Source organism: Pseudoalteromonas sp. Angola-7 (assembly GCF_028599255.1).
GTDB classification, from domain to species: Bacteria; Pseudomonadota; Gammaproteobacteria; order Enterobacterales; family Alteromonadaceae; genus Pseudoalteromonas; species Pseudoalteromonas atlantica.
Genome location: NZ_JAQREL010000006.1, coordinates 123,947 through 147,422 on the forward strand (window position 1 = coordinate 123,947; position 23,476 = coordinate 147,422).

Below are 23,476 nucleotides of genomic sequence, written 5' to 3' on the forward strand. Positions count from 1 at the left end.
ATAAAATTAAGAACCTTGCGTAAGTAAAGAAGGTGCTTTTGAAGCGCCTTTTTTATTAAGTTTAATTTGCTTGGTTTGTTTTATAAATGCATTTGTATAAAGTTTATTTAAAACGCCGCTGTGTAATTGTTGAAACTTACGTTTAAAAAAAGCTTTTTTAACCTTTGTTTTAGTACCGCAGCTTGCAATATCGCTCTGTATGTCTGTATTTTGCGAAACAGGGTATGGCATAAGCGAAAAACCATTTACGTGGGTTTCCCAAATATGTTGTAAGTCGCAATCTACAGGGCGGCCAAATTGGGCTGTGGCTTTAAGTAATTGCTTAGCCCCTTCATAGCTTATTGCCGTAGCACAACAGCCGGTCATTAGCTTTTTATGTATGACTAATTGCTGGTGGTTATTTAGGTTTTGCTGATAGGCAATAGGGCGAGTGCGGCTTTCATAAGCGGCGAGTTTAATAAGCTGCCAGGGCTGCTGTAGCTGCTCAATATTTTTTATCGCATTATGAATGCTCTCATCAATATAAAAGTCATCCTCGAGCACAATCGCGTAATCTAGTTTTTCATCAACTATTTTTTGCCATGCTTTACGGTGGCTTAAATAGCAGCCAATTTGACCATTGCTTAGCGGATAGTGATACTGCTGTTTATTTAATTGCGGGCTGTAATGTAGGAACTTTTGTTGTGTACTCAATTGTGCGCCATCTACGGCATCAATCCGTTCAAATGGCAAGTTAACACGTGCCAGTTGCGTTTGAGTATTTGCGAGTCGCTGCGCGGAGCGCGCTAAGTTTATTACAAATAATGCTGCCATGATGTTCACCCCCTACCGTTTTTAGTAATACTAAAGGGGGGCTGTTACACGCAAGTGGCAAATTTATGGCTTTTTTAAGTCAGCTCGCGGCTGCGCTAAAATGGCGTTTTTTTCTTCTTGGCTGAGGATGATCCAATCAAATATTTCTTCATTAGTTCGCCCGCAGCCAGTGCAATAACCGCTGCGGCGCTCACATATGCCTAAACAGTCTGTTTTTAACTTAGTGTTTGAGTGTGTGGGTTTTTGCATTTAATTTCCTAGCGGCGGAGCAATCTCAAAACGGGTAATATAGCGCGTTCTGCTTTGAGAGGTAAATAAGGTGATAACTGGGTGAGCTTCATCCAAAACAAAGTTACTACTCATTGAGGTTGCTGACTCTTTCGTATTTTCGTACCAGCCTTGTGATGCTAAGCATTGACGTATTTTATCCACTGTTTGTATATGTAGATTTGTGGCAAGGGCTTGTTTGTTTTCACTCGTGCATTGATAACTAAACTGCTTATTATGTTGAGTAATGGTGCAGGTATTGCCTATAAAATGAGTATTAGCATGCCACTGGTTTATAAAATCATTTCCCACTTTATTTGCTTTTACTGCATTAAAGCCGTTAGTGTGCGCATTAAGTAATGTGTTTAGTGGGCTACATGCGTTTTGCGTTTTTACTATTTTAGGCGCAGGGGCTTTTTGGCTTACACAGCCTGTTAGTACCAATAAGGATAAGGCTGTGATAATTGATTTATTCATAAGCAACGCTAAAAGAATTCGATAAGCTGCACCATACGCAACCTATGTAAAAAAATAAATACCATAACGTAAAAAGGCCCATAAAATATGGGCCTGTAAATGTGCTAAAATAAAGCAGCTGTATTATTTATGGCGACCTTGCAGGCATTTTACAACGTCTTCTAGGGCTAAGCCTTGGCGTTGTAGTAATACAGTAAGGTGGTAAATTAAATCAGCCGATTCGTTAGTAAGCTCATCGTTATCGTGTTTCATTGCAGCAAGCGCTACTTCTACGCCTTCTTCACCTACTTTTTGACAGCTACGGCTTAAGTCTTTAGCAAACAATGAAGCTGTGTAGCTTTTTGCTGGGTCGTCGTTTTTACGCTCAACAATCACATCTTCTAATTGCGCTAAAAAGCTTAGGCTAGGTTTTGCATCATCACCAAAGCAGCTTTGTGTGCCTAAGTGACATGTTGGGCCTTCTGGGTTAGCCAGTACTAAAATTGAGTCGTAGTCACAATCGGTATGCACCGATACTACGTTTAAGTAGTTTTCTGATGACTCACCTTTGGTCCATAAACGTGACTTTGAACGCGAGTAAAAGGTTACTTTGTTACTTTCAAGCGTTACCTTTAGTGCTTCGCTATTCATGAAGCCTTGCATTAAAATAACACCAGAGCGAGCATCTTGAACAATCGCAGGGATCATTTCGCTTTTAGCAAAATCTACTTGAGTTTGGTTTTGTTGTGTTACTTGCATAGTCTTGCTGCCACTTGGTTATCGGTTAAAAATTGTTTTAATTCGCCAATGTTAATCACATTTTTGTGAAAAACGCTTGCTGCCAATGCGCCATCGACTTCGCTTTGTTTAAACACATCAACAAAGTCTTGCATACTGCCTGCACCGCCTGATGCGATTAAAGGAATATTACATAATGCGCGAATTTTACTTAGCTGCTCATTGTCGTAACCGTTTCGTACGCCATCTTGGTTCATACAGTTTAAAACAATTTCGCCTGCGCCTAAGTCTTGTACGCGTTTAACCCATTCTTCGGTTTTGTAACGTGTACGGCTTGATGCATTAGGATCGCCGGTTAATTGATACACTAAATACTCACCGGTTACTTCATCGTAAAAGCTATCAATACCTACAACAACACATTGCTTACCAAATTCATCGTGTAGCTCTTTTATAAGCTCAGGGCGGGCAATAGCAGGGCTGTTAATACTTATTTTGTCAGCGCCACGCTCTAGTACACGTGCTGCATCAGCTACCGATTTAATACCGCCAGCCACACAAAATGGAATATCGATGTGGCGGGCAATGCTCTCTACCCAATTTACATCAAGTAGGCGTTTTTCAACACTTGCGCTGATTTCATAAAAAACCAGTTCATCGGCGCCGGCATCGCTGTAGGCTTTTGCCATTGTTAAAATATCGCCCACTATTTCGTGGCCTTTAAATTTAACGCCTTTTACTACTTGGCCGTCTTTTACATCTAAACACGGGATTATGCGTTTTGATAACATGCCAACGCCTCCTCAACACTAAATGCGCCATCAAGTAGTGACTTACCTAAAATAACGCCACCTACACCAAGCTCTTTAAGCTTTTTAATGTCATCAAGTGAACTTACGCCACCCGAAGCTTGCACTTTAATGCTGCTGTTATGGCGAGTTAAATCTTCATAAAGCTCAAACGATGGGCCAGTCATGGTGCCATCTTTACTGATGTCCGTACATAAAAAGTCAATAACGCCCAAGCTTACATAAAAATCAACAAGCTCAAGTAAACCAAATTCAGATTCACTTAACCAACCGTGCGTAGCAGGTGCCCAGCCCGTGGCTGTTTTATTTACATCAAGGGCAATAACAAAGTGCTCGGCGCCAAATTGTTCAATCCAGGCTTTTACTTGCTCGCGTTTTTCTACCGCCATAGAACCAATAACAACTTGGTTAGCACCGGCTTTTAGCCAATCGCTTACATCTTGCTCTGAGCGAATACCGCCGCCCACTTGATACGGTACGTTAAGCGCTTTCGTTGCAGCTTGGATATGTTGCCACTGTTTTTTACTTGGATCGCGTGCGCCTTCTAAATCTACAAGGTGCAATTTACCTGCGCCGCTGTCGGCGTATTCTTTTAAACGTGCGCCAAGCTCAAAAGGGTAAAACTGAGCGGTGTCGTACTTACCTTGGTATAAACGAACAATTTGATTTTGTAATACGTCTAATGCTGGAATAATCACAAATAATCTCTTTATTGTTGGTTAATGGGCCGTTTATAACTGCCAATCAACAAAATTTTGTAATAAACGTGTGCCTACTTTTGCACTGCGCTCTGGGTGAAATTGCATGCCAGCGTAGTTGTCTTTTGCAACAATGGCTGAAAAGGTTTGGCCGTATTCGCCGCTTACAAGTGTTGCATCGTTTACGGTGTGCGCAAAGCTATGTACAAAGTACACTTGCTCGTCTTGCGTTAAGCCTTTGGTGAGTGCATGCTCTTTATTTACGCTTAAGTTATTCCAACCCATATGCGGCGATGTTAAATTGCCAACATCAAGGGCTTTTACTTGGCCTGGTATTTTACCTAAGCATTGTACGTTACCTTCTTCGGTGCTTTCGCACAGTAACTGCATACCTAAGCAAATTCCCATAAGAGGGCGCTGGTATTCGTTTATAGCTTGTTGCCAGCCGTTATCTACAAGGCGTTTCATGGCAACAGATGCATGTCCAACGCCTGGTAATATAGCACGCTCAAAGCCGGCTAATTGCTCTGGCGAGGTAATGACTGTTGGCGTTTGACCTAAGCGTTCAAAGGCAAAACGAACTGAATTTATATTGGCACACCCGGTATTAATTATGGCAATCATAAACATCCCTTAGAGCTGGCTGTTTGTTGGGTCGTGTCTTGTGCTACTGCCATACGAAGGGCACGTGAAAACGCTTTAAATAAGCCTTCTACTTGGTGATGACAGTTACCGTCGCTCACCGATAGAATAAGGCTAATAGCGGCATTATCGCTTAAGCTTTTGAAAAAGTGCTCAACCATTTGTACGTCTAAATCGCCGGCTTTTTCACGGCTAAAGTTAGCGTTTAATACAAATGAAGCGCGGCCCGATAAATCGATTTGTGCTTCAGCTTTACACTCATCCATTGGCAGTGCAAAACCATAGCGCGCTATTTGCGATTTAGTGCCCAGCGCTTGTTTAAGCGCGACACCTAGGGCAATACCTATGTCTTCAACAAGGTGGTGCTCGTCTATGTGTAAATCGCCTTGCGCTTTAATGTTTAAACCAATGTTGGCGTGGGTGCGAATTTGATCAAGCATGTGATCAAAAAAGCCAAGGCCTGTTTCAATGCTACCGTTTTTAGTTTGATCTAGGTTTATGGCTACATCAATTTGGGTTTCTTTGGTGTTACGCGTAACACGGCCTTCGCGATTGGCAGTTGTAAGCTTTGTAACAATGGCAGGCCAGCTGCCATCATACAAAATGCCTTCACAACATAAGTTTTGAGCAAGGCCAATATCTGTTTGGCGATCGCCAATCACGTATGAGCGAGCTAAATCAACCTTGCCAGAGCGCATAAGCTCAGTTAATAAACCTGTTTTAGGTTTACGGCAATCACAGTTTTGCTCGTCAAAGTGTGGACAAATTAATACCTCGTCAAAGCTAATGCCTTGGCTTTGCATTATGTCCATCATTTTATCTTGTGCTATATCAAAGTCAGCAGTCGGGAAGCTGTCTGTGCCTAAGCCATCTTGATTAGATACCATTACTAAGCGGTACCCTGCGGCTTGTAACTGTAATAAAGCCGGGATAACACCAGGTAAAAACGCTAATTTTTCTAGGCTGTCTACCTGTTTGTCGGTGATTGGCTCTTCAATTATGGTGCCGTCACGGTCAATAAATAAATAGGGGTTACTCATGATACTTCTTGTCCTGATAAAAGAGGTGAGGTTGCTGGCTTATCAAGGCCATCTAACCAAATTTTTACTTGCTCAAGTTCTTGCTCATTACCAATGGAGATACGTAGCCAATCGTCTTCACCGTATAGGGTAAACGCGCGCATCACTAAGCCTTGTTCAAGTGCTACTTTAAAGTAGTTTTTGTCGGCTAATTTTAAGGTAACAAAGTTACCTTCACCAGTGAGAATTTTTAATGCAGCAGGAGATGCGTTTAACCACTGTACAAGTTTAGCTTTTAAACTATTTAAAATAGTTACTTGTCGGCGCATTGATGTAATGGCATCAGGCGCTATGGCTTGTGCTGCAATACTTGCTACCACACCCGATACCGGATACGGCGCAATCACTTTGCGAATAGGTGCAAGTACAGTTTCTTGTGCAAGTGTAAAACCGGTTCTTAGCCCTGCAAGCGCAAACGCTTTAGATAAAGTGCGCAGTACCACTACATTAATATATTCGTTAATCAGCGCTGTAGCACTTTGCTCAGGGCAAAACTCAATGTAGGCTTCATCAACAATAACTAAAGCTTTACCGGTAAGCGCTGTTGCAATTGCTTTTACTTTTTCAAGGGGGGTTATGCTACCGGTTGGGTTATTTGGATTACAAATAAACACCAATTTTGAGCTGCCCACTGCCTCAACTATTTCATCAACACTGCCATCAAGTAATAGCGCTTGGGTTAAACCATTGATTGCTACGTTGTGCGTATCAGCGGTTACTTTGTACATACCGTAAGTTGGCAAAAATAACGCAATGCTGTCTTTTGCAGGTTCGCAGTAGGTGCGTACTAAAAGCTCAATGCCTTCATCAGCGCCGCGCGTCATTAATACGTTTTCGCTTTCAAGCTCTGCATACGCAGCGTAGCGGTCAATAACCAATTGCGGCTGTGGATCTGGGTAGCGATTTAAATCTTCAATACTCAGTTCAATATTTTTAGCGTACGGGCTTTCATTGGCATTTAACCACGTTGACCCTGTTAGCTTTTCACTTTTAGCAGAGCTATAGGCAGCAAGAGCTGCAATATTTTGTGGTAATAAGCTAGTCGCTTGTGCGCTCTCATTGCTCATTTTTAATTGCCTCTAAACGAATTGAAACCGCATTTGCGTGTGCATCAAGGCCTTCTGCATCTGCTAGTGGCAAAATAGCTTTTGATAGCTGTGTTAGGCCACTTTTACTTATAGTTTGTACTGTGTAAGTGCGGAAAAAATCAAGCAAGTTTAAGCTTGAATAGGTTGCACTGTAACCGTAGGTAGGTAGCACGTGGTTAGTACCCGATGCGTAATCTCCCGCTGATTCTGGCGTGTAGTCGCCAACAAATACCGAGCCTGCATTTTTTACTTTATCTAAGTAAGGTGTTGAATCTGCTAATTGCAAAATTAAGTGCTCAGGGCCATATTGCGCTGATACGTCAAATGCTTGCTCAACAGAGTCGACTAAAATAAGTGATGAATTAGCCAGAGCTTGCTCGGCTGTCTCTTTGCGGCTTAATTTAACAAGCTGACGTGTAAGAGCCTGCTGCGTTTGCTCAATGATACTTTCGCTGTTACACAATAAAATAACTTGCGAGTCTGCGCCGTGCTCAGCTTGCGAGAGTAAATCTGCCGCTATAAATTCTGGGTTTGCACGCTCATCTGCAATAACTAGTACTTCAGAAGGGCCTGCCGGCATATCGATTGCCATACCAGGAATTGTTTGCGCAACAAGCTGTTTGGCCATCGTTACAAAGCTATTACCTGGACCAAAAATTTTGTTCACTTTAGGCACTGATTCAGTGCCGTAGGCCATTGCGGCTATAGCACCTGCGCCACCGCTTTCAATTAAAGTTGTAATGCCACATAACTTAGCTGCATATAATATCGCAGGGTTAATGCTTTCATCACCTTGCACAGGGGTTGCAAGTACGACGGTTTTAGCACCACTTAATTGTGCAAGTACACCTTGCATAATAACCGATGATGGCAGTGGAGCACTGCCACCAGGTACATAAATACCCACAGCTTCGATGGCCTGATATTTCAGTTCACATTCAACGCCAGGTTGGGTTGATAACTTAATATCTTTAGGCAATTGCGCTTCGTGAAAACGTTTAACGTTTGCATAAGCGGTGTCAATTGCGTATTTAAGCTCTGCGCTTAGTGCTTGCTCTGATGCGTTTATTTCATCAAGCGGTACACGTAAACGAGGGTTAGCTCTATTATCAAACTTTTTAGCCATATCAAGTAAGGCTTTATCACCTTGCTCTTTCACATCGCTCATAATTGTTTGGCATATAGCTTCAATCTTGGCGCTGGCAGAAACCGCAGGGCGCATTAGCGCCGCTGCTTGTACTTGTGAAGATTCCTCATTCCAACGAAGCATGGTACTTACTCCATCATTTTTTCAATTGGCATTACTAAAATAGAGTTAGCGCCTAGGGCTTTAAGCTGCTCCATTGTTTCCCAAAATAATGTTTCGCTGCTTACCATGTGAAGCGCTACGTACTCTTCGTTACCAGCAAGTGCAAGTAGAGTAGGTTGGCCAGAGCCTGGTAAAATTTCGCAAATTTCATCAAGTTTAGTTTTTGGCGCGTGTAGCATAATGTATTTGCTTTCTTTAGCTTGTTTAACACCACGAAGGCGCGGCATAAGCTTATTGATTAGCGCTAGTTTGTCTTCATCTTGCAGGTCTTTATTTTGAATTAAACACGCGTTTGATTCTAAAATTGTATCACCTTGAATCAAGCCGTTCGCTTCAAGCGTTGCACCGGTAGAAACTAAATCACAAATTGCATCTGAAAGACCGGCACGTGGGGCTACTTCTACTGAGCCTGTAAGCATTACAGTGCTTGCATTAATGCCTTCGCGCTTTAACCATTGCGTTAATATTTCTGGGTAGGTTGTTGCAATACGTTTGCCTTCAAACCAGCTTTTATCACGTGGGCCAAGCTCTTGTGGCCATGCAAGTGCAAGGCGGCAGTAACCAAAGTCTAGTTTTGCTAGTTTGCTAACTTCGCTTGGTACACCTTGGCGTTCACGTTCGGCTTGTACTTCTACTAGTACGTTTTCGCCAACAATACCTAAATCACAAACACCGTCCATTACTAAGCCCGGAATATCGTCATCGCGCACACGAAGTACGTCAATTGGCATATTGGTTGAGTGTGCAATTAAGCGTTGCTCACGTAGGTTTAATTTAACACCTAGTTGCTTTAGTAAATCTTGACAATCTTTAGACAGGCGACCGCCTTTTTGGATGGCGATACGTAGACGATTTGTGTTACTCATTATTCATTTTCCTTTAATTTAAAAACTAAAAACCCCGAGGGGAACCTCAGGGCGAAAATGAATCAATGTGTTTTGAATCGCCAGAGGTTCCTTTTAGGAATAACCTCTCAGCGAAAGACCTGACAGGTTATTCCGGTGAATGGTTGTGATGATGTACTGTTGTCAGGTTTAAGCGCATTTTTGTATCCTATTTTACTTACCGCTATTTAGTGAGCGTTAAGCTTTAATCTGTTTCAATAAATTTCGCATTCATAAAAACATAAACCGCCTAGCTTAGGCAAGTTTTTTTTTACCAAATTAAAGCATATCTTATAACTGCCGATAATATTGAGAGCTAAACAGTATTTTTAGTTGTTTTAATGTTTAAATTGTAGGCAAATTGGGCTTTATTGGTCAATTTATCTAATTTTTAATAAACAAGTTAAGGAGGGGAGTATGGATATAATGATCCCTTTTTTAGGGAAAATTTCACGGTTAGAGCTTGAACCAAAAAGTACATTTCATATTGCAGGTGTGCAAAATATGCCACAAGCGCAAAAAATTAAGCTTGAAAATGAAAAAAAGCAGACGCTCAACAAAAAAAGATTAGCGCAGGCGCAGGGCAAGAAATGTGCAAGTGCAGCTAATGAAAAAGCAATTACTGTAGATGATGAAGGGAATAAACATTTAGATACATGGGCATGATCTAAACCCTTAATAGTAAAAGCCACGTACAACTTTTTACTATTAAGGATGTGTTTGCTAGCGTTTTTTAGCTTTAATAATGTAAAAGCTAAATATAACAGCTACGGTAAGTTGCGCTATAAAGCCTTGCCACGTAGATTTTAAGCCCAGTAGTGCAATATCAAAGTTTATCGGCATTGAACTAATTGCGACTAAATCAGCCTCTTGTAATGCAATGACAGCTTTACCCATTAATACAAAGGCAAGTGCAAATAATAAATAAGTTGTATACGCAAAAAACTTAGCAATAGGTAACTTAATCGAATATTTAACTAACACCCATGCAATAAGCGCTAATAAAACCACACCCAATGCAAAGCCCATCGCAACCGATGAATACTGTGCTTGCGAGCTTTGCGTTAATAACGACTGATAAAATAATACCGTCTCGAACACTTCACGATATACCGCTATAAACGAGAGGCCCGCGAGCCCCCACAGTGTGCCAGACTCTAAACGCGTATTAATATTTTGCTGAATATATGCCTGCCACTGCTGAGCACTGGTTTTACTGTGCATCCATACCCCAACATATAGCAAAATAATAGCTGCAAATAGGGCGCCTATCCCTTCCATTACTTCGCGGCTGGCACCACTTATTTGTATTAATGTTTGCGCTGCTGCCCATGTTAAGCCACCTGCTATGAGGGCCATTACCCAGCCAATATGAACGTATTTAAGCGCATCTTGGCGTTTGGTTTTTATAAGTACGGTCATTAGCGCAATAACAACTAAGAGTGCCTCTAGGCCTTCGCGCAGCAAAATAACTAAACTGGCTGATAGCAAGGCGCCATCGCTGATTGTGGTGTTATTAAGTAGGTTGTTTGCTTTTGTTAATTGTGCAAGTACAGCATTAACTTGCGCACTGACAAGCTCGGTGCTTTTTTCATTTTTAAATGTGTTACGTAAGTTCATCAATTGTACTTCAATGCTTTTACGCAAGCTTTCATCGTATGCATTTAAGTTATTTTCTATCAGCTCAAAGCCATCTAAATAGGCACTGATAGCCAGTTCGCTGGCTTTTTTATATTCACCATTAGCATGTGCATTTTGCGCTGCAATAAGTTGCGAGCGTGCAACGCTAAGTGGCTCAGCTTTGTTTTTAAATAAGTGTTCTGGATTACCGCGAAGCCACTTAATAAATTGAACTTGGGCAGGGGATTTATTTTGTGAAAGCTGCGCAGGGTTAAGATTAATGATGTCTGAAGTGCTGATTGTCTGGTTATTGTGTTGCGGCTTAGTTATATCTTGAAAAGCTAAACTGCCTACATAAAAGGCGAGTGACCAACGTTGTTGCTCATTAAATTGGCTAAAAGCAACCATTGGCGTATCGTCTATGCCATTGGATACAGCTTCATATAATCCCATAATTGTGCGATTTGTGGCTCGCTCTTTATCCGTAAAGTTGATGGGCTGTGGTATTAAACCTTTAGCAAGTGGTCCATCACCTTGTCCATTTATGCCATGGCACATAGAGCAGTTTTCTGAAAAAAGTGCCTTTGTTTGTTTTAGGGGTAATAAAGATGAAGGCAAAGAAAGCTGCGGCATAAATTCAAGCAAAGACTCCCTAAGCTTTGAGCTCGCAGCACGAACACTTTGTACGCTTTGTTTATTTATAATGGCGTTATGTAAGGCGCCAGCTTGTATTTTTATATGACTGTATTGATTATTAGCACTGCTTAACTGTGTGGCTAGCGTGCTTATTAAATTTGCAAACTCAGACATTTCTTGAAATTCGTCTCTACTGACTACCTCGCCTTTTTGCACCGCGCCAACGTAATCAACCCCTACGTACTCTGCAAGTTGTGATATTTGTTTAATCTTAGCTTGCTCAGCAGGCGTTGAGGCAAAAGCAGAAAAACATAAAAAAGTGAGTAAGAACAAAGGAAAGAGAAAAACGTGGCGACGTGTAATGCCATAAAATAACGAAAAAACACTTGTATACTTACTGGACATAATTAGCCCTATAAAAAACATTTAAAATTAAAACTATTTTTATTACGCTTAAAATAAATAAAACCGTGCTAAAAATAATCCCCCATAAATAACTAACCCGCAGTGAATAGACTGCGGGTTTAATAAAGAAAACTTAGTGATTTTGCTCGGCAGATTTAATACTACTTTGAATGAGAGGAGAGATAGTTAAACCTTGCACAATAATAGAAAATATAACCACAACATAGGTCACAATAACGATTAAATCATGCAGATCGCTGCCTGATATAAATACTTGATCACGAGGTATAGCTGCAGCCATAGCTAATGCTAAACCGCCACGTAAACCACCCCAAGTTAAAATTTTAACGCTGTGTTTGTCGTAGTTTTTAAAGCGCTTAAATATTACAAATGGCGCACCAACACTAATAAAACGTGCTAATAAAATAGCAGGGATCATAACAAGGCCTAAGCCAATTTCACCCATTGTTACTGGCATAGTGACAATCAGCATACCAATAATCAAAAACAACAAAGCGTTTAAAAAGCTGTCGGTGGCGTGCCAAAAGTCTTTAATATAGCGCGTGTTTTCAGGCCCTGTGCGCTCGGTCGCTTTTGCGCGAGTAATATTACCTAAAATAATACCACTGGTTACCATGGCAAGCGCACCTGATATTTCCCATACATTGGCAGCGGCAAAACCCGCAGTTGGAATGGTTAAGGTTATTAATAGGCGAATATTTACATCTTTACAGTTAATAATTAAAAAGTGACCCACAAGGGCCATTGCTAAGCCAAACAGGATCCCGCCTATGGCATCAACAAAAAACAGCTCTGCAATGTCGGCTGGGTTGGCATCGGTGCCAAAAAATGCAACAGAAAACAGCGTAGTAAAAATTACCAAACCAATACCATCGTTAAATAAAGACTCGCCTTCTACCTGTACCGAAATACCTTCAGGGGCGCGTAATTGTTTAATAATTGCCAGTACAGCAATTGGATCGGTTGGGCTTATTAAGGCGCCAAAAAGTAAACAATAAATAAAAGGGACGGGCCAGCCAAGAGCGGCAAAAATATAAAAACTTAAATAGCCAATTAAAAAAGTAGAGACTACGGTAGAGAACAAAACTAAAGCGGTTATTTCCCATCGTTGTTTACGCAGTGCCAAAAGGTTAATTTCTAAAGCACCTGCAAATAACAAAAATCCAAGCATGCCTTTTAAAAGCAATTCATTAAAATTAATACTGGCTACAATTTGCGTCATTTCTAATGCAGTTGTATCGCCTAATAACTTAACTGAAATAATTAATAACAACGATATAACAACCGAGCCTGTTGTTATAGCAATCGTTGTTTGCATTTTAAGAACATACTGGTTTGCATAAGCAATAAAAATTGCGATAGCAGAGAGAAAACAAATGAGATACCAAGCATTCATTGGCTAACCTTAAATTTATTTTAGAGAACAAAAAAGAGCGAATTAAACGAGCCGTATATTACTCCTGTGACTAGGCTGTGTCACAGTATTTATGGGGCTTTTAGCACTTTTTTTATGTCTTTAGGAGACATATAGTTAATGCAAATTTACTGGTGTTATTGCTTGTAATGAAGAGATTAATACAAAGTTGCCTAGGCAACTTAATGGCTAATTAATGCTGTTAATTGAATAAAGTAAACGCGGCTATTTTGCGGGGGTAATAGTGTAAATATATGTATACAATTTGTATCTGTTTAAGGTTTTACTGATTTTGTGTGTTTTTTAACCTACTGTAATTTCTGTTGTTCTTACGTTTCCTAATACTTTACTTGTAAATTAAATGTTTAATTTTCATAACTCAAATTTTTAACATAAGCTTGATCCCTAATCGGGTACAAGTTGTTCCGGTTAATACAAATCCACTACAAACTAAATACTTTGACGGAGCGTAAACGTGAATTTATCAAAAATCACATTAGCAACTTTTGCTGCTTTAACCTTGGTTCAAGCAACAGATGCAGTAGCTGCGAACAAGAAATACCTAAATCAACAAACGGCTTTAAATAACATGATGCAATCAAATTCGGCATCCATTTTATCTACTAGCCCTAAAGACTTGATTGGGTTAAGTGTAAGGAACGAGTTAGTTGTATTAAAAGAGTTTATAAGTAATAACGGTGAAGTAACTCGTCGTTATCAGCAAACATATCAAGGTTTACCAGTAATTGGTGACACTTTAAGCCTTACATTTAAAAATGGCATGCTTAAAAAAGCCCATGGCGCTGCGGTGTACGATATTGAAGGCGATATAAACGATGTAAGTGCTAAATTATCTGTAAAACAAGCCATGCTCCATAGCCAAAATGTAGGCATAGCTGCAAAAACTATAGGCTTAAAAAAACACAATGAGAAATCAAGATTAGCGATTTGGGTTGATCAACAAAGTAAGGCGCATTTGGTGTACGAAGTATCGTATGTAACCTACGGCAAATCGCCATCACGTCCTTATCAAATAATCGATGCTAATACCGGTGAGGTTTTGCTCAGCTACGATAACTTACAACATGCTGATGCTACGGGACCAGGGGGGAATCTCAAAACAGGTAAATACATTTACGGTACTGACTTTAGCAACCTAGATGTGTCTCAATCTGGTAACACCTGTGTTATGGATAATGCCAATGTAAGAACTATAAATCTCAATGGCGGCACAAGTGGCTCTGCTGCCCATTCATTTACTTGCCCAGAGAATACAGTAAAAGAGATAAATGGGGCTTATTCGCCGCTTAACGATGCTCATTATTTTGGTAACGTTATTTTTAATATGTATAACGACTGGGTGGGATCGCCACCGCTAAGTTTTCAGTTAAAAATGCGCGTACATTATTCAAGTAATTATGAAAATGCATTTTGGGATGGCAGTGCAATGACCTTTGGTGACGGGCAAAGCACTTTTTACCCTCTCGTAAGCCTTGATGTATCGGCGCATGAGGTAAGCCATGGCTTTACTGAACAGAATTCTGGCTTAATTTACAGCGGTAAGTCTGGTGGCTTAAATGAAGCTTTTTCAGATATGGCTGGTGAAGCGGCTGAGTATTACATGAAAGGCACTAACGATTGGTTAGTCGGACAAGATATTTTTAAAGGCAATGGCGCGCTTCGCTATATGAATAACCCATCACAGGATGGACGCTCTATAGATAATCAAGGTAGTTATACCTCTGGCATGGATGTGCACTATAGCTCGGGTGTATTTAACAAAGCATTTTATAACCTTGCTACTACATCCGGCTGGGATACTAAAAAAGCATTTGTAGTCATGGCGCGTGCGAATCAGCTTTATTGGAGTGCGAGTACAAATTGGGATTTAGCTGGTAACGGCGTTATGGACGCTGCGTGTGACTTAAATTACAACCCAAGCGATGTACAAGCTGCATTGGCCGCAGTGGGAGTTAGTTCAAACCTAAGTGCAGGGAGCGATTGCTCGAGCACGCCTGTGCCTACGGATGAGGCGTTAACAAATAAAGTAGCACGTACGGGGATCAGCGGCTCTGCAAAAGCGCAGATGTTTTTTACACTCGATGTACCAGCGGGGGCAACAGATCTTGAGTTTAATACCGCTGGTGGCTCGGGCGATGCAGATTTATATGTAATGTTTGGAAGTAAACCCACACTGAATACGTATGACTGTAAAAGTACCACCTCTTCAAGCACCGAAAATTGCAGTATTTCGAACGTCCAAGCAGGCACCTACTATGTAATGGTAGAAGCATGGAATGCTATAGCTGATGTATCGCTTACTGGGAGTTTTAACAATTCAACAGGAGGCGTCACACCGATTAACAGAACCGAGTCTAATATTAGTGTTTCAACTAATAGCTGGGCTCGATTTACTCAAGACTTAGGAGCGGGCTATAGTAATTTAACCGTTACTATTTCTGGTGGAAGTGGCGATGCCGATCTTTATGTAAATTATGGTTCGGCGTCGAGTACGTCAACTTATTTGTGTAGACCTTATAAAAATGGCAACAGTGAAACGTGTTCGTTTGATAACCCACAATCAGGTACCTGGTACCTAGATTTAAGAGGGTACAGTAATGCAAGCGGAGTAACACTGAGTGTGTCTGCTAATTAAACATTGATACCAGGGGCCTAGTGCCCCTTTTTAATTTTATGGATACCAGTATTGCCAATTATAAGGAATACCAATGAAACCTTTTAAACTACTAAGTGCGCTGAGCTTATTTACTACAATGGGCGTTGTAGCACAAAGTGAAACAAACAAAGTGTGGGTAAGCATAGATTCAACTGCAGCGGCACATTATGAGTATACCCAGCATGGATTAGTACAAAGATTGCCCTTTGCACAGCGCTCAACAAGTGCGCTCGAAAATATAGACTTGGTAAATATACCTGCTGATCAGGTAAATAATCTAAGCGAATTTATGCACCACAATTATAATCGGTGCGGTGGGTTTGTGGCACATGATTCATGGCAAGAGGCGAGCAGTTACGCAACACAATTAGCCGCGGCGCATACTATACAAAATACATTAGCATTTAGTTATTCTATTGATAACGAACAAACAGTACAAAATTTAATGTCATCAATTAGCACCGTTAACCTCGATAGCACTGTTAACTCTTTAACCAGTTTTAATAATCGTTATTACACCTCACAAACAGGGATAGATGCTGCAAATTGGTTAAACACATATTGGCAACAAATAGCGCAAAGTCGCAGTGATATTAGCATTGCAACTTACCCGCATAATTGGGCGCAATCGTCGGTTATAGTGACAATTGAAGGCAATGAAAAAGCAGATGAAATTGTTATTATTGGCGGCCACCTTGATTCGATAAATCAGTCAAACCCAAGCAATGGACGTTCACCTGGTGCTGATGATAACGCCTCAGGGATTGCTGTGCTATCAGAGGCGCTGCGCGCGATTGTACAAACTAATTACAAACCACAGCGTACGATTCAAATTATGGCGTTTGCAGCGGAAGAGGTCGGCCTTAGAGGTTCAAGTGATATTGCAAGCAGCTACCAATCGCAGGGTAAAAGTGTAGTGGGCATGGTGCAGTTTGATATGACAGGCAATAATGGCAGCCTTGAAGATATAGTTATGATGACTGATTATACTAACAATGCACAAAATCAGTTTTTAGCAGCGCTTTTAGATACCTACTTACCGCAATTAAATTATGGATTTGATCAGTGTGGTTATGGGTGTTCTGATCATGCGTCATGGTATCAGCAAGGGTTTGCAGCCTCTATGCCTTTTGAATCAAAAATGGGCGATATAAACCCGCTTATTCACACCCAAAACGATAACCAGTTTGACGCTCAACATGCCAGTAAATTCGCCAAGTTGGCAGTAAGTTATGTTGCCGAAATGGCAAAAAATGCCGGCGATACTGTGCCTCCTACTAATAACCAATTAACCAATGGGCAAACACTTAGTGGGATCACAGGGGTTGCAAAAGAGCAGTTTATTTACACTTTAGCTGTGCCACAAAGTGCGAGCAATTTAAAATTTATTACGACTGGGGGCACAGGGGATGCAGACTTATATGTACGCTACAATCAAGCACCTACGCTGAACGATTATGATTGTAAAAGCACTACCTCAAGTAGTAATGAACGTTGCGATATTAATCCCTCTAGTGAAGGAGTTTACTATGTGATGGTACACGCATGGAATGCGATAGAAAATGTATCCCTAACCGGAAGTTACAATGAAGGGGGGAGTATTGAGCCTATCAATCGGAGCATAACAAACATTAGTGTTTCTGCTGGGAGCTGGCAACGCTTTAGCCAAAGTTTAAATACGAAGTACGCATCATTAGATATAACAATGTCTGGTGGCAGTGGCGATGCTGATTTATATGTAAACTTTGGCACTCCTTCTAGTGATTCTGAGTACTTGTGCAGGCCATATAAAAATAGCAATAGCGAAACCTGTTCGTTTTCTGCGCCACAAACAGGTAATTGGTATATCGATTTAAAAGGGTATAGCAATGCCAGCAATGTCACGTTATCTATAAATGCACAATAACGTGTAAAGGGGTGTGAGCCCCTTTGCAAAATTCTAATTTCAATTGGCTTGCCCTTATAGCCAGGCTTACGTAAAATCTCGCTATTATTTTTTGTAAAGTGACTGGTATTATCAAACAGCTGTTTAGTGCAACCGGGCCGTTAGCGTTATCTTTAGATGGATACACGCCTCGCCAACCTCAAATTGATATGGCCGTTGCCGTTAACGATGCATTAAAAAATAGCACGCAGTTAGTGGTTGAAGCGGGCACTGGTACAGGTAAAACGTTTGCCTATTTAGCGCCTGCCCTTAAATCTAAAGGTAAAACAATTATCTCTACAGGCTCTAAGGCCTTGCAAGAGCAGTTATACCACCGCGATTTACCTCAGCTAGTAAAAGCACTTAATGCCTCTAAAAAAACCGCATTGTTAAAAGGGCGCGCTAATTATCTGTGCACTTATAGGCTAAACCAACATGTAGCCCATGTACCAACAGACGATCCTGATGTAATGCATCAACTTGCTATGGTTGCAAAATTTGCCAGTGAAACACACTCGGGTGATTTAGCTGATTGTATTGGTATTGAAGAAGACGCCAAGGTACTGCCCTATGTTAATTCGACAGCCGATAATTGTTTAGGCAAAGAGTGTCCAGACTTTCAATCATGTTATATACGCAAAGCGCGTTTAAATGCAGCCGAAGCGGATGTAGTGGTTATAAACCATCATTTATTTTTTGCTGATATGGCAGTAAAAGACTCCGGTTTTGCCGAACTTATGCCCACCGCCGACGCTTATATTTTTGACGAAGCACACCAGCTTAGCGAAATTGCTAGTGACTACTTTGGTGAAAGTATTAGCACTAAAAAGCTGGTGGATTTAATTAACGATTTACGCGCTATTTACCGTGCAGAAATTCCCGATATGCTGCAGCTTGGCAAAAGCCTTAATAAGCTTGAAACCAGTGTGGCTGATTTACGTTTACAGTTTGGTGTAGATGGTAGCCGAGGAGATTGGCGCGAAAAGCTCAGTGATAAATTAATTTGCGCAGCGCTGCATCGGGTAATTAGCGATTTAGACTTTGTTTATCAGGTATTAAAACTGTGCCTAGAGCGCAGTGATAAAATAGAGCATCCGTTTGAGCGCACTTTAGCGTTTAAAGGTCAGTTAGAGCGTGTTTTTGATACCGCACAAACGGGCTTTAGCTATTGGTACGAAACCACGCGGCGCTATTTAACGGTTAATATTACGCCACTTAATGTCTCTGCTAAATTTGCTCAAATGATGAAAGACACCGGCGCAGGGTTTGTATTTACCTCAGCCACGTTATCGGTTGATAATAAGCTCGATCACTTTAATGCAAGCTTAGGTATTACTCCTGCGCAAAGTATGATGGTTGATAGCCCCTTTGATTATCCTAATCAGGCGCTTTTATGCTTACCACGATATTTGCCTGAATCGCACGCAGAGAACATGCCTCATGCAATTATAAAATTAACCCTAGAGCTGATTAAATCGGCTAAAGGGCGTTGCTTTGTGCTGTTTACAAGTTACCGAATGATGCATTTGGTGGCTGAGGGGTTAACCACACAAATGGACTACCCAGTTTATATGCAAGGGCAAATGTCTAAGCGTATAATACTGGAAAAATTTACGCGCCATGGTAATGCGGTATTGTTAGGTACTGCCTCGTTCTGGGAAGGGGTTGATGTACGTGGTAGCACGCTAAGCTGTGTTATTATTGACAAGTTACCTTTTGCAGCACCGGATGACCCATTACTGCAAGCCAAAATGCAAGATTGCCAAATGCAAGGCAAAGACCCGTTTGCTCATATACAGTTACCGCAAGCTGTTATTGCGCTCAAGCAGGGCGTGGGGCGTTTAATACGAGATAACAAAGATAAAGGCGTGCTGGTTATTTGCGACAACCGATTAGTAACGCGCCAATATGGCCAAGTATTTTTAAAAAGCTTACCGCCGATGCGCCGCACGCGAAGCTTAGAAGATGCAAACACATTTTTAAAACACATTAACTAGAGTACTAAAATGATTAAAAGTAATATTCTTGCCCTAGACGCCTCAACCGAAGCGTTATCTATAGTTTTACACTTTGAGGGCCAAACATTTCATCATTTTGAAGAATGCCCACAGCAACATAGTCAAAAAATACTCCCTTTAGTTGATGAGCTGCTTAATAAAGCACAGTGTAAATTAAAAGACTTAGACGTTATTGGCTTTGGCCAAGGGCCAGGTAGCTTTACCGGTGTACGCATTAGTGTTGCTATTGCACAAGGGCTAGCTTATTCAGCCAATTTACCATTAGTGGGTGTTTCAACCTTGGCAATTATGGCCCAGCAAGCGTACGAGCAAACGCAGGCACCAGTAGTGTATTCAGCTATAGATGCACGCATGGGAGAAATTTATTTTGCCCAATACCAGGTAAATAACGCACGCATGGAGTTGGTAAATGAAGAGTGTGTTATAAAACCAGAGTTATTAAGCGAAGAGCACATAAGCAGTGAAGAGTTACACGCGATTGCCGTTGGCACGGGATTTAAAAGTTACCCTGATGCACTTAAAAACGTTAGCAATATAACCATAAATACAGACATTACTTTGCCAGATGCTCGCTATATGCTTAGCCATGTAGACACGGCCTTTTTAAAGGGCGAGGTTGTTAAAGCAAGTGATGCGCAACCTAAATATGTGCGCGATACAGTAACATGGAAAAAACTACCGGGTCGCGAATAAGCACAAGAGTTGCAAATTGGGTGTTTTTAAATCATAATTTTTAATATGTTTATTGTTGGAAGTTATCTATGACTTTGCCAATTGGCGCTGGTTTTTTTACTGGAGATATTCCTGCAAAGGTTACCTCTACAAAAATTATACCCTCTAAACCACAAGGTTTAGCGGATGATAGCGCCAGTCAAAAAACAAACACAGATTATGTAAAAACTAGTAAAGCGGGTGTAGAGCTTGCTAATCAATACTTTAGTCAAAACACTAGTAACGCAAAGTACAGCCAAACTATTTATGACCAACCAAGCCCAACGGTGAGTAAAGCAATTTCAACATATACAGAATTTGCAAATTTAGAGCGTCGCGCCGAAGTACAAGATTTAATAGGCGTCGATATATACGCTTAGCCCCAGTAATAGTAAAAAATAAAAAGCCCGAACACTGGTTCGGGCTTTTTGCGTAAGCTTATGGCTACTGTTTAATAAAGCCAATTAGTTTATCGGCAATATCTGTATTATTTTGAGCACCGTTAAAGTGTTCACTGCCTTTACCGTAGGCAAATACTTGTACATCTACAGCGGTGTGTCCGCCTGTTGTCCAACCAGTAAAGCTGGCATCACTAATAATACTTTTAATGGCTAAATTAAGCGCTGTTTCGCCCATTTTTTTCGCTTGTTCAAGTTTTACTTTATTAGCCGGTGTATATTCAATACCTGTGTTGGCGCGCCAAATAGGCTCTAGGTCATCAGCAGCGAGTAATTGCTTTGTTAGCTCAACGGCTGTTGCTTTAACGCCTTTAATAACGTCTGTATCCCACTTATATTGTCCGTGCGCACCGAGGGTTAACCCACCAGTTGAATGATCTGCAGTAACCACTAATAAAGTATCAGGGTTTTTATCAATATAGGCTTTTGCTTTTTCAATCGACTGTGCAAAGTCATCCATTTCGGCCATGGCACAGGCTACATCGTTAGCATGTCCACACCAATCAATTTGGCTGCCTTCAATCATTACAAAAAAGCCGTCTTCATTTTGGCCGTCGAGTAAATCAAATGCTTTAGCTGTTAGTTGCGTTAAGTGGTTTGAATTAGCATCAAGCGCAAACGGCAGACCCATTGGGGCGTATAAGCCAAGTGCCGGTACTTGCGTAATCTGACCAAGGTTTTTTATATCATCGCTATATTGATAACCAGCTGCTTTAAATTCATCAACGAGGTTACGGTCTTCTCTAATAAAATACTGCGTACCGCCGCCTAGCATTAAATCAACAGGGAGTTTACCGGCAATTTTGTTATCTATGTACTCATTAGCAATCGCATCGTAATTTCGACGTGATTCGTTATGTGTAGCAAAACTAGCTGGGGTGGCATGGTTAATTTGCGAGGTAGCCACTAATGCTGTTGTCATACCGCGTTCTTTTGCTATTTCTAACATGGTCTTAACGGGCTTTTTGTCTGTATCGACTGCAATAGCACCATTATAACTTTTGTGGCCGCTACTCAGTGCGGTTGCACCTGCAGCACTGTCGGTAACATAAGTGTGATCGTCAGGGTAAGTACGCGCCATGCCTGTTAAAATAGTATCAAATACGGTTGTTTCAATCTGCTTGGTGGTTGGATCATCTTTAAAATAACGATAAGCGGTTGTATAGGCAGGACCCATCCCGTCACCAATCATATAAATTACATTTTTAGGTGCATCGCTTGCATAAACACTGGTAGATGCACATAAAAGCGCTAATAAGCTAAGTTGGTTCTTCATTTTTATCCCTATGAATGTGCTGTTTAAATAGCACCACAATTGTATATGGTTACGGCGTGTTGAATTTGCAGCATAAATACCAAACATGCGCTGCCCAAAAATTCTTTCTAAGGCGATTAAATTTTTTGCTAGGTTTTTACTCAGCCCACAAGGTTACAAACCTCGTACCAGGATTTAACCGCCCGTAGATTGAACAAGTTTCAATCCACAAAGTTCAATACGCCCTCGTATAATAATGAAATGAAGTAAGAATAAAAAGCAAAGTATATAAACAGGTTTGGCTAATTGTCACTAAAACAATACAGCCATTTTTTTAGCTTATGTTAATTATAGTGTAATGAATATAGTGGTATACATTACCTACCTGAAGAGTATTTAAGCTCTGTTTGTAATTATTTATTGAATTAATGAAACTTAAAATATTTTAAGTTGTTGAAATTAAATACATAATTAAAATTCAAAAGTTAACCTTACAAAAAAAGTGGTCTTTATAAATATAAAAAATATAAATACTTTTGGTATTAGAGGTCTGACAACTAGTATGTTATAAATAATGTCGCACGTTAAAAAGAGGTGTCTGTTGCAGCCATTTGAAATAAAAACAAGAAATATAACATTGCGTGGCTTACAAAAAGGCACTGGCGATGAGCTGGTTATAGCCTTGCATGGGTGGCTAGATAACAGCAATAGTTTTACACCTATGCTAGATAAAGTTAATCCGCAGCATACTTGGTATTGTGTTGACTTTGCTGGGCATGGACTATCTGATTGGCGTGCACAGGACGCTCATTATTATTTTGTTGATTATATTGACGATGTGTACCAACTTATAAAGAGCTTAGGGGCAAAAAAGGTACATTTAGTCGGCCATTCAATGGGCGCATTGGTGGCAGGTTTATTTGCAAGTTGTTTTAGTGAGTATGTGTATTCAGTTACCTTTATTGAAGGGATTGGCTGTGTTACAACCCCCAGTGATGAAGTATGTGAGCAATTAAAAGGGGCGATACTGAACAGAGAGCGCGCCTACAATAAAAAAAAGCGCGTTTATAAATCGCAATCAGCGATTATCGATGCGCGTGCAAATACAACAGATTTAAATAACGAACTGATCACCTTATTGATGAGTCGTAATATTAAGCAAAGTGAACTAGGGTATGAGTTAACAACAGACCCTAAGCTTAAAAATCACTCAGGTTTTAGGTTTGATGAAGCGCAATGTATTGGTGCAATAAAACAATTAATTGCACCAAGCCAATTAATTTTAGGTAACCAAGGTTATTCGTTTGTAAAACAAAATTTGGCCAAGTATATTAGCTATTACAACAACTTGAAGGTAATTAATGTAGATGGCGGGCATCATTGCCATATGCAAAGCAGTGGGTTATGTTTTGAGCATATTCAAGCCTTTATGCTGCAAAATGGTGCATGTTAATTGTAAATTAGCGCCAAATGTGGGATTATTCCTGCATTAGAGTATTTGCTCAATTGTTAAAGTGCCTTACTTAGATTAAGGTTAATAAAAATATAATTATA

General features: G+C 40.6%; 21 protein-coding genes. 7 read left to right on the forward strand and 14 right to left on the reverse strand.

Features of this window, described 5'->3' with window-relative positions; genetic code table 11:
• Positions 1-6: 6 nt before the first annotated feature.
• The 11 genes from PSH50_RS10470 to hisG all read right to left on the reverse strand — a co-directional run bounded on the left by PSH50_RS10470 (position 7) and on the right by hisG (position 8,765).
• A complete protein-coding gene (locus PSH50_RS10470) occupies positions 7-813 on the reverse strand; it encodes a glycosyltransferase family 25 protein (RefSeq protein WP_273586352.1) in 807 nt (268 codons plus the stop codon).
• Between the two features lie 63 nt (positions 814-876).
• Positions 877-1,062 (reverse strand): DUF1289 domain-containing protein, encoded by a 186-nt coding sequence (locus tag PSH50_RS10475; RefSeq protein ID WP_024031736.1) that lies wholly within the window; start codon positions 1,060-1,062, stop codon positions 877-879.
• The gene (locus tag PSH50_RS10480) at positions 1,063-1,557 is read right to left on the reverse strand and encodes a hypothetical protein (RefSeq protein WP_273586353.1); all 495 of its coding nucleotides are present in this window, start codon (positions 1,555-1,557) and stop codon (positions 1,063-1,065) included. It lies immediately after the preceding gene.
• A gap of 123 nt (positions 1,558-1,680) precedes the next feature.
• On the reverse strand, positions 1,681-2,295 hold the full coding sequence (gene hisIE / locus PSH50_RS10485; protein ID WP_010556207.1) for a bifunctional phosphoribosyl-AMP cyclohydrolase/phosphoribosyl-ATP diphosphatase HisIE: 615 nt from the start codon (positions 2,293-2,295) through the stop codon (positions 1,681-1,683).
• On the reverse strand, positions 2,286-3,065 hold the full coding sequence (hisF, locus tag PSH50_RS10490; protein ID WP_273586354.1) for an imidazole glycerol phosphate synthase subunit HisF: 780 nt from the start codon (positions 3,063-3,065) through the stop codon (positions 2,286-2,288). The genes hisIE and hisF overlap by 10 nt, the downstream gene beginning before the upstream one ends.
• On the reverse strand, positions 3,047-3,781 hold the full coding sequence (locus PSH50_RS10495) for a 1-(5-phosphoribosyl)-5-[(5-phosphoribosylamino)methylideneamino] imidazole-4-carboxamide isomerase (RefSeq protein ID WP_004586383.1): 735 nt from the start codon (positions 3,779-3,781) through the stop codon (positions 3,047-3,049). The genes hisF and PSH50_RS10495 overlap by 19 nt, the downstream gene beginning before the upstream one ends.
• 33 nt (positions 3,782-3,814) lie before the next feature.
• On the reverse strand, positions 3,815-4,405 hold the full coding sequence (gene hisH / locus PSH50_RS10500) for an imidazole glycerol phosphate synthase subunit HisH (RefSeq protein WP_004586382.1): 591 nt from the start codon (positions 4,403-4,405) through the stop codon (positions 3,815-3,817).
• Positions 4,402-5,463 (reverse strand): bifunctional histidinol-phosphatase/imidazoleglycerol-phosphate dehydratase HisB, encoded by a 1,062-nt coding sequence (gene hisB / locus PSH50_RS10505; protein ID WP_273609614.1) that lies wholly within the window; start codon positions 5,461-5,463, stop codon positions 4,402-4,404. Before hisB ends, hisH begins: the two co-directional genes overlap by 4 nt.
• The gene (gene hisC / locus PSH50_RS10510; RefSeq protein WP_273609615.1) at positions 5,460-6,569 is read right to left on the reverse strand and encodes a histidinol-phosphate transaminase; all 1,110 of its coding nucleotides are present in this window, start codon (positions 6,567-6,569) and stop codon (positions 5,460-5,462) included. Before hisC ends, hisB begins: the two co-directional genes overlap by 4 nt.
• The gene (gene hisD, locus PSH50_RS10515) at positions 6,559-7,860 is read right to left on the reverse strand and encodes a histidinol dehydrogenase (RefSeq protein ID WP_273609616.1); all 1,302 of its coding nucleotides are present in this window, start codon (positions 7,858-7,860) and stop codon (positions 6,559-6,561) included. The genes hisC and hisD overlap by 11 nt, the downstream gene beginning before the upstream one ends.
• A 5-nt stretch (positions 7,861-7,865) precedes the next feature.
• Positions 7,866-8,765, reverse strand: a complete 900-nt coding sequence (gene hisG, locus PSH50_RS10520) for an ATP phosphoribosyltransferase (RefSeq protein WP_004586378.1) — start codon at positions 8,763-8,765, stop codon at positions 7,866-7,868.
• Positions 8,766-9,200: 435 nt separating this feature from the next.
• Here hisG and PSH50_RS10525 point away from each other — a divergent pair, with 435 nt between their 5' ends.
• Entirely contained in the window at positions 9,201-9,449 is a 249-nt protein-coding gene (locus tag PSH50_RS10525) for a hypothetical protein (RefSeq protein WP_273586357.1), read from the forward strand.
• 57 nt (positions 9,450-9,506) lie between these two features.
• Here PSH50_RS10525 and PSH50_RS10530 read toward each other — a convergent pair whose 3' ends face one another.
• On the reverse strand, positions 9,507-11,444 hold the full coding sequence (locus tag PSH50_RS10530) for a cytochrome c/FTR1 family iron permease (RefSeq protein ID WP_273586358.1): 1,938 nt from the start codon (positions 11,442-11,444) through the stop codon (positions 9,507-9,509).
• Between the two features lie 133 nt (positions 11,445-11,577).
• Positions 11,578-12,861 carry a sodium:proton antiporter gene (locus PSH50_RS10535; protein WP_273586359.1) on the reverse strand — a complete coding sequence of 428 codons (1,284 nt, stop codon included), beginning with the start codon at positions 12,859-12,861 and terminating at the stop codon, positions 11,578-11,580.
• A gap of 493 nt (positions 12,862-13,354) precedes the next feature.
• Here PSH50_RS10535 and PSH50_RS10540 point away from each other — a divergent pair, with 493 nt between their 5' ends.
• From PSH50_RS10540 to PSH50_RS10560, 5 genes are all read left to right on the forward strand, one after another.
• A complete protein-coding gene (locus PSH50_RS10540; RefSeq protein ID WP_273586360.1) occupies positions 13,355-15,535 on the forward strand; it encodes a M4 family metallopeptidase in 2,181 nt (726 codons plus the stop codon).
• A 73-nt stretch (positions 15,536-15,608) separates the two neighbouring features.
• Positions 15,609-17,462 carry a M20/M25/M40 family metallo-hydrolase gene (locus PSH50_RS10545; RefSeq protein ID WP_273586361.1) on the forward strand — a complete coding sequence of 618 codons (1,854 nt, stop codon included), beginning with the start codon at positions 15,609-15,611 and terminating at the stop codon, positions 17,460-17,462.
• A 98-nt stretch (positions 17,463-17,560) separates the two neighbouring features.
• On the forward strand, positions 17,561-19,477 hold the full coding sequence (locus PSH50_RS10550; RefSeq protein ID WP_029772969.1) for an ATP-dependent DNA helicase: 1,917 nt from the start codon (positions 17,561-17,563) through the stop codon (positions 19,475-19,477).
• Between the two features lie 9 nt (positions 19,478-19,486).
• Positions 19,487-20,191, forward strand: a complete 705-nt coding sequence (gene tsaB, locus PSH50_RS10555) for a tRNA (adenosine(37)-N6)-threonylcarbamoyltransferase complex dimerization subunit type 1 TsaB (RefSeq protein ID WP_273586362.1) — start codon at positions 19,487-19,489, stop codon at positions 20,189-20,191.
• A gap of 68 nt (positions 20,192-20,259) precedes the next feature.
• Positions 20,260-20,589: a hypothetical protein gene (locus PSH50_RS10560; protein WP_054981945.1), complete on the forward strand. Its 330-nt coding sequence runs from the start codon at positions 20,260-20,262 to the stop codon at positions 20,587-20,589.
• Positions 20,590-20,653: 64 nt separating this feature from the next.
• Here the strand turns inward: PSH50_RS10560 and PSH50_RS10565 are convergent, their stop codons facing one another.
• Positions 20,654-21,943 carry an alkaline phosphatase gene (locus tag PSH50_RS10565; RefSeq protein ID WP_273609617.1) on the reverse strand — a complete coding sequence of 430 codons (1,290 nt, stop codon included), beginning with the start codon at positions 21,941-21,943 and terminating at the stop codon, positions 20,654-20,656.
• Positions 21,944-22,523: 580 nt separating this feature from the next.
• Here PSH50_RS10565 and PSH50_RS10570 point away from each other — a divergent pair.
• Positions 22,524-23,375 carry an alpha/beta hydrolase gene (locus PSH50_RS10570; protein ID WP_273586363.1) on the forward strand — a complete coding sequence of 284 codons (852 nt, stop codon included), beginning with the start codon at positions 22,524-22,526 and terminating at the stop codon, positions 23,373-23,375.
• Positions 23,376-23,476: the final 101 nt, after the last annotated feature.

What these genes read in the sequence shown, in the direction of transcription:
- PSH50_RS10470 (WP_273586352.1), bottom strand. Translation starts at nt 813, where the DNA reads ATGGCAGCATTATTTGTAATAAACTTAGCGCGCTCCGCGCAGCGACTC.
- PSH50_RS10475 (WP_024031736.1), bottom strand. Translation starts at nt 1,062, where the DNA reads ATGCAAAAACCCACACACTCAAACACTAAGTTAAAAACAGACTGTTTA.
- PSH50_RS10480 (WP_273586353.1), bottom strand. Translation starts at nt 1,557, where the DNA reads ATGAATAAATCAATTATCACAGCCTTATCCTTATTGGTACTAACAGGC.
- hisIE (WP_010556207.1), bottom strand. Translation starts at nt 2,295, where the DNA reads ATGCAAGTAACACAACAAAACCAAACTCAAGTAGATTTTGCTAAAAGC.
- hisF (WP_273586354.1), bottom strand. Translation starts at nt 3,065, where the DNA reads ATGTTATCAAAACGCATAATCCCGTGTTTAGATGTAAAAGACGGCCAA.
- hisH (WP_004586382.1), bottom strand. Translation starts at nt 4,405, where the DNA reads ATGATTGCCATAATTAATACCGGGTGTGCCAATATAAATTCAGTTCGT.
- hisB (WP_273609614.1), bottom strand. Translation starts at nt 5,463, where the DNA reads ATGAGTAACCCCTATTTATTTATTGACCGTGACGGCACCATAATTGAA.
- hisC (WP_273609615.1), bottom strand. Translation starts at nt 6,569, where the DNA reads ATGAGCAATGAGAGCGCACAAGCGACTAGCTTATTACCACAAAATATT.
- hisD (WP_273609616.1), bottom strand. Translation starts at nt 7,860, where the DNA reads ATGCTTCGTTGGAATGAGGAATCTTCACAAGTACAAGCAGCGGCGCTA.
- hisG (WP_004586378.1), bottom strand. Translation starts at nt 8,765, where the DNA reads ATGAGTAACACAAATCGTCTACGTATCGCCATCCAAAAAGGCGGTCGC.
- PSH50_RS10525 (WP_273586357.1), top strand. Translation starts at nt 9,201, where the DNA reads ATGGATATAATGATCCCTTTTTTAGGGAAAATTTCACGGTTAGAGCTT.
- PSH50_RS10530 (WP_273586358.1), bottom strand. Translation starts at nt 11,444, where the DNA reads ATGTCCAGTAAGTATACAAGTGTTTTTTCGTTATTTTATGGCATTACA.
- PSH50_RS10535 (WP_273586359.1), bottom strand. Translation starts at nt 12,861, where the DNA reads ATGAATGCTTGGTATCTCATTTGTTTTCTCTCTGCTATCGCAATTTTT.
- PSH50_RS10545 (WP_273586361.1), top strand. Translation starts at nt 15,609, where the DNA reads ATGAAACCTTTTAAACTACTAAGTGCGCTGAGCTTATTTACTACAATG.
- tsaB (WP_273586362.1), top strand. Translation starts at nt 19,487, where the DNA reads ATGATTAAAAGTAATATTCTTGCCCTAGACGCCTCAACCGAAGCGTTA.
- PSH50_RS10560 (WP_054981945.1), top strand. Translation starts at nt 20,260, where the DNA reads ATGACTTTGCCAATTGGCGCTGGTTTTTTTACTGGAGATATTCCTGCA.
- PSH50_RS10565 (WP_273609617.1), bottom strand. Translation starts at nt 21,943, where the DNA reads ATGAAGAACCAACTTAGCTTATTAGCGCTTTTATGTGCATCTACCAGT.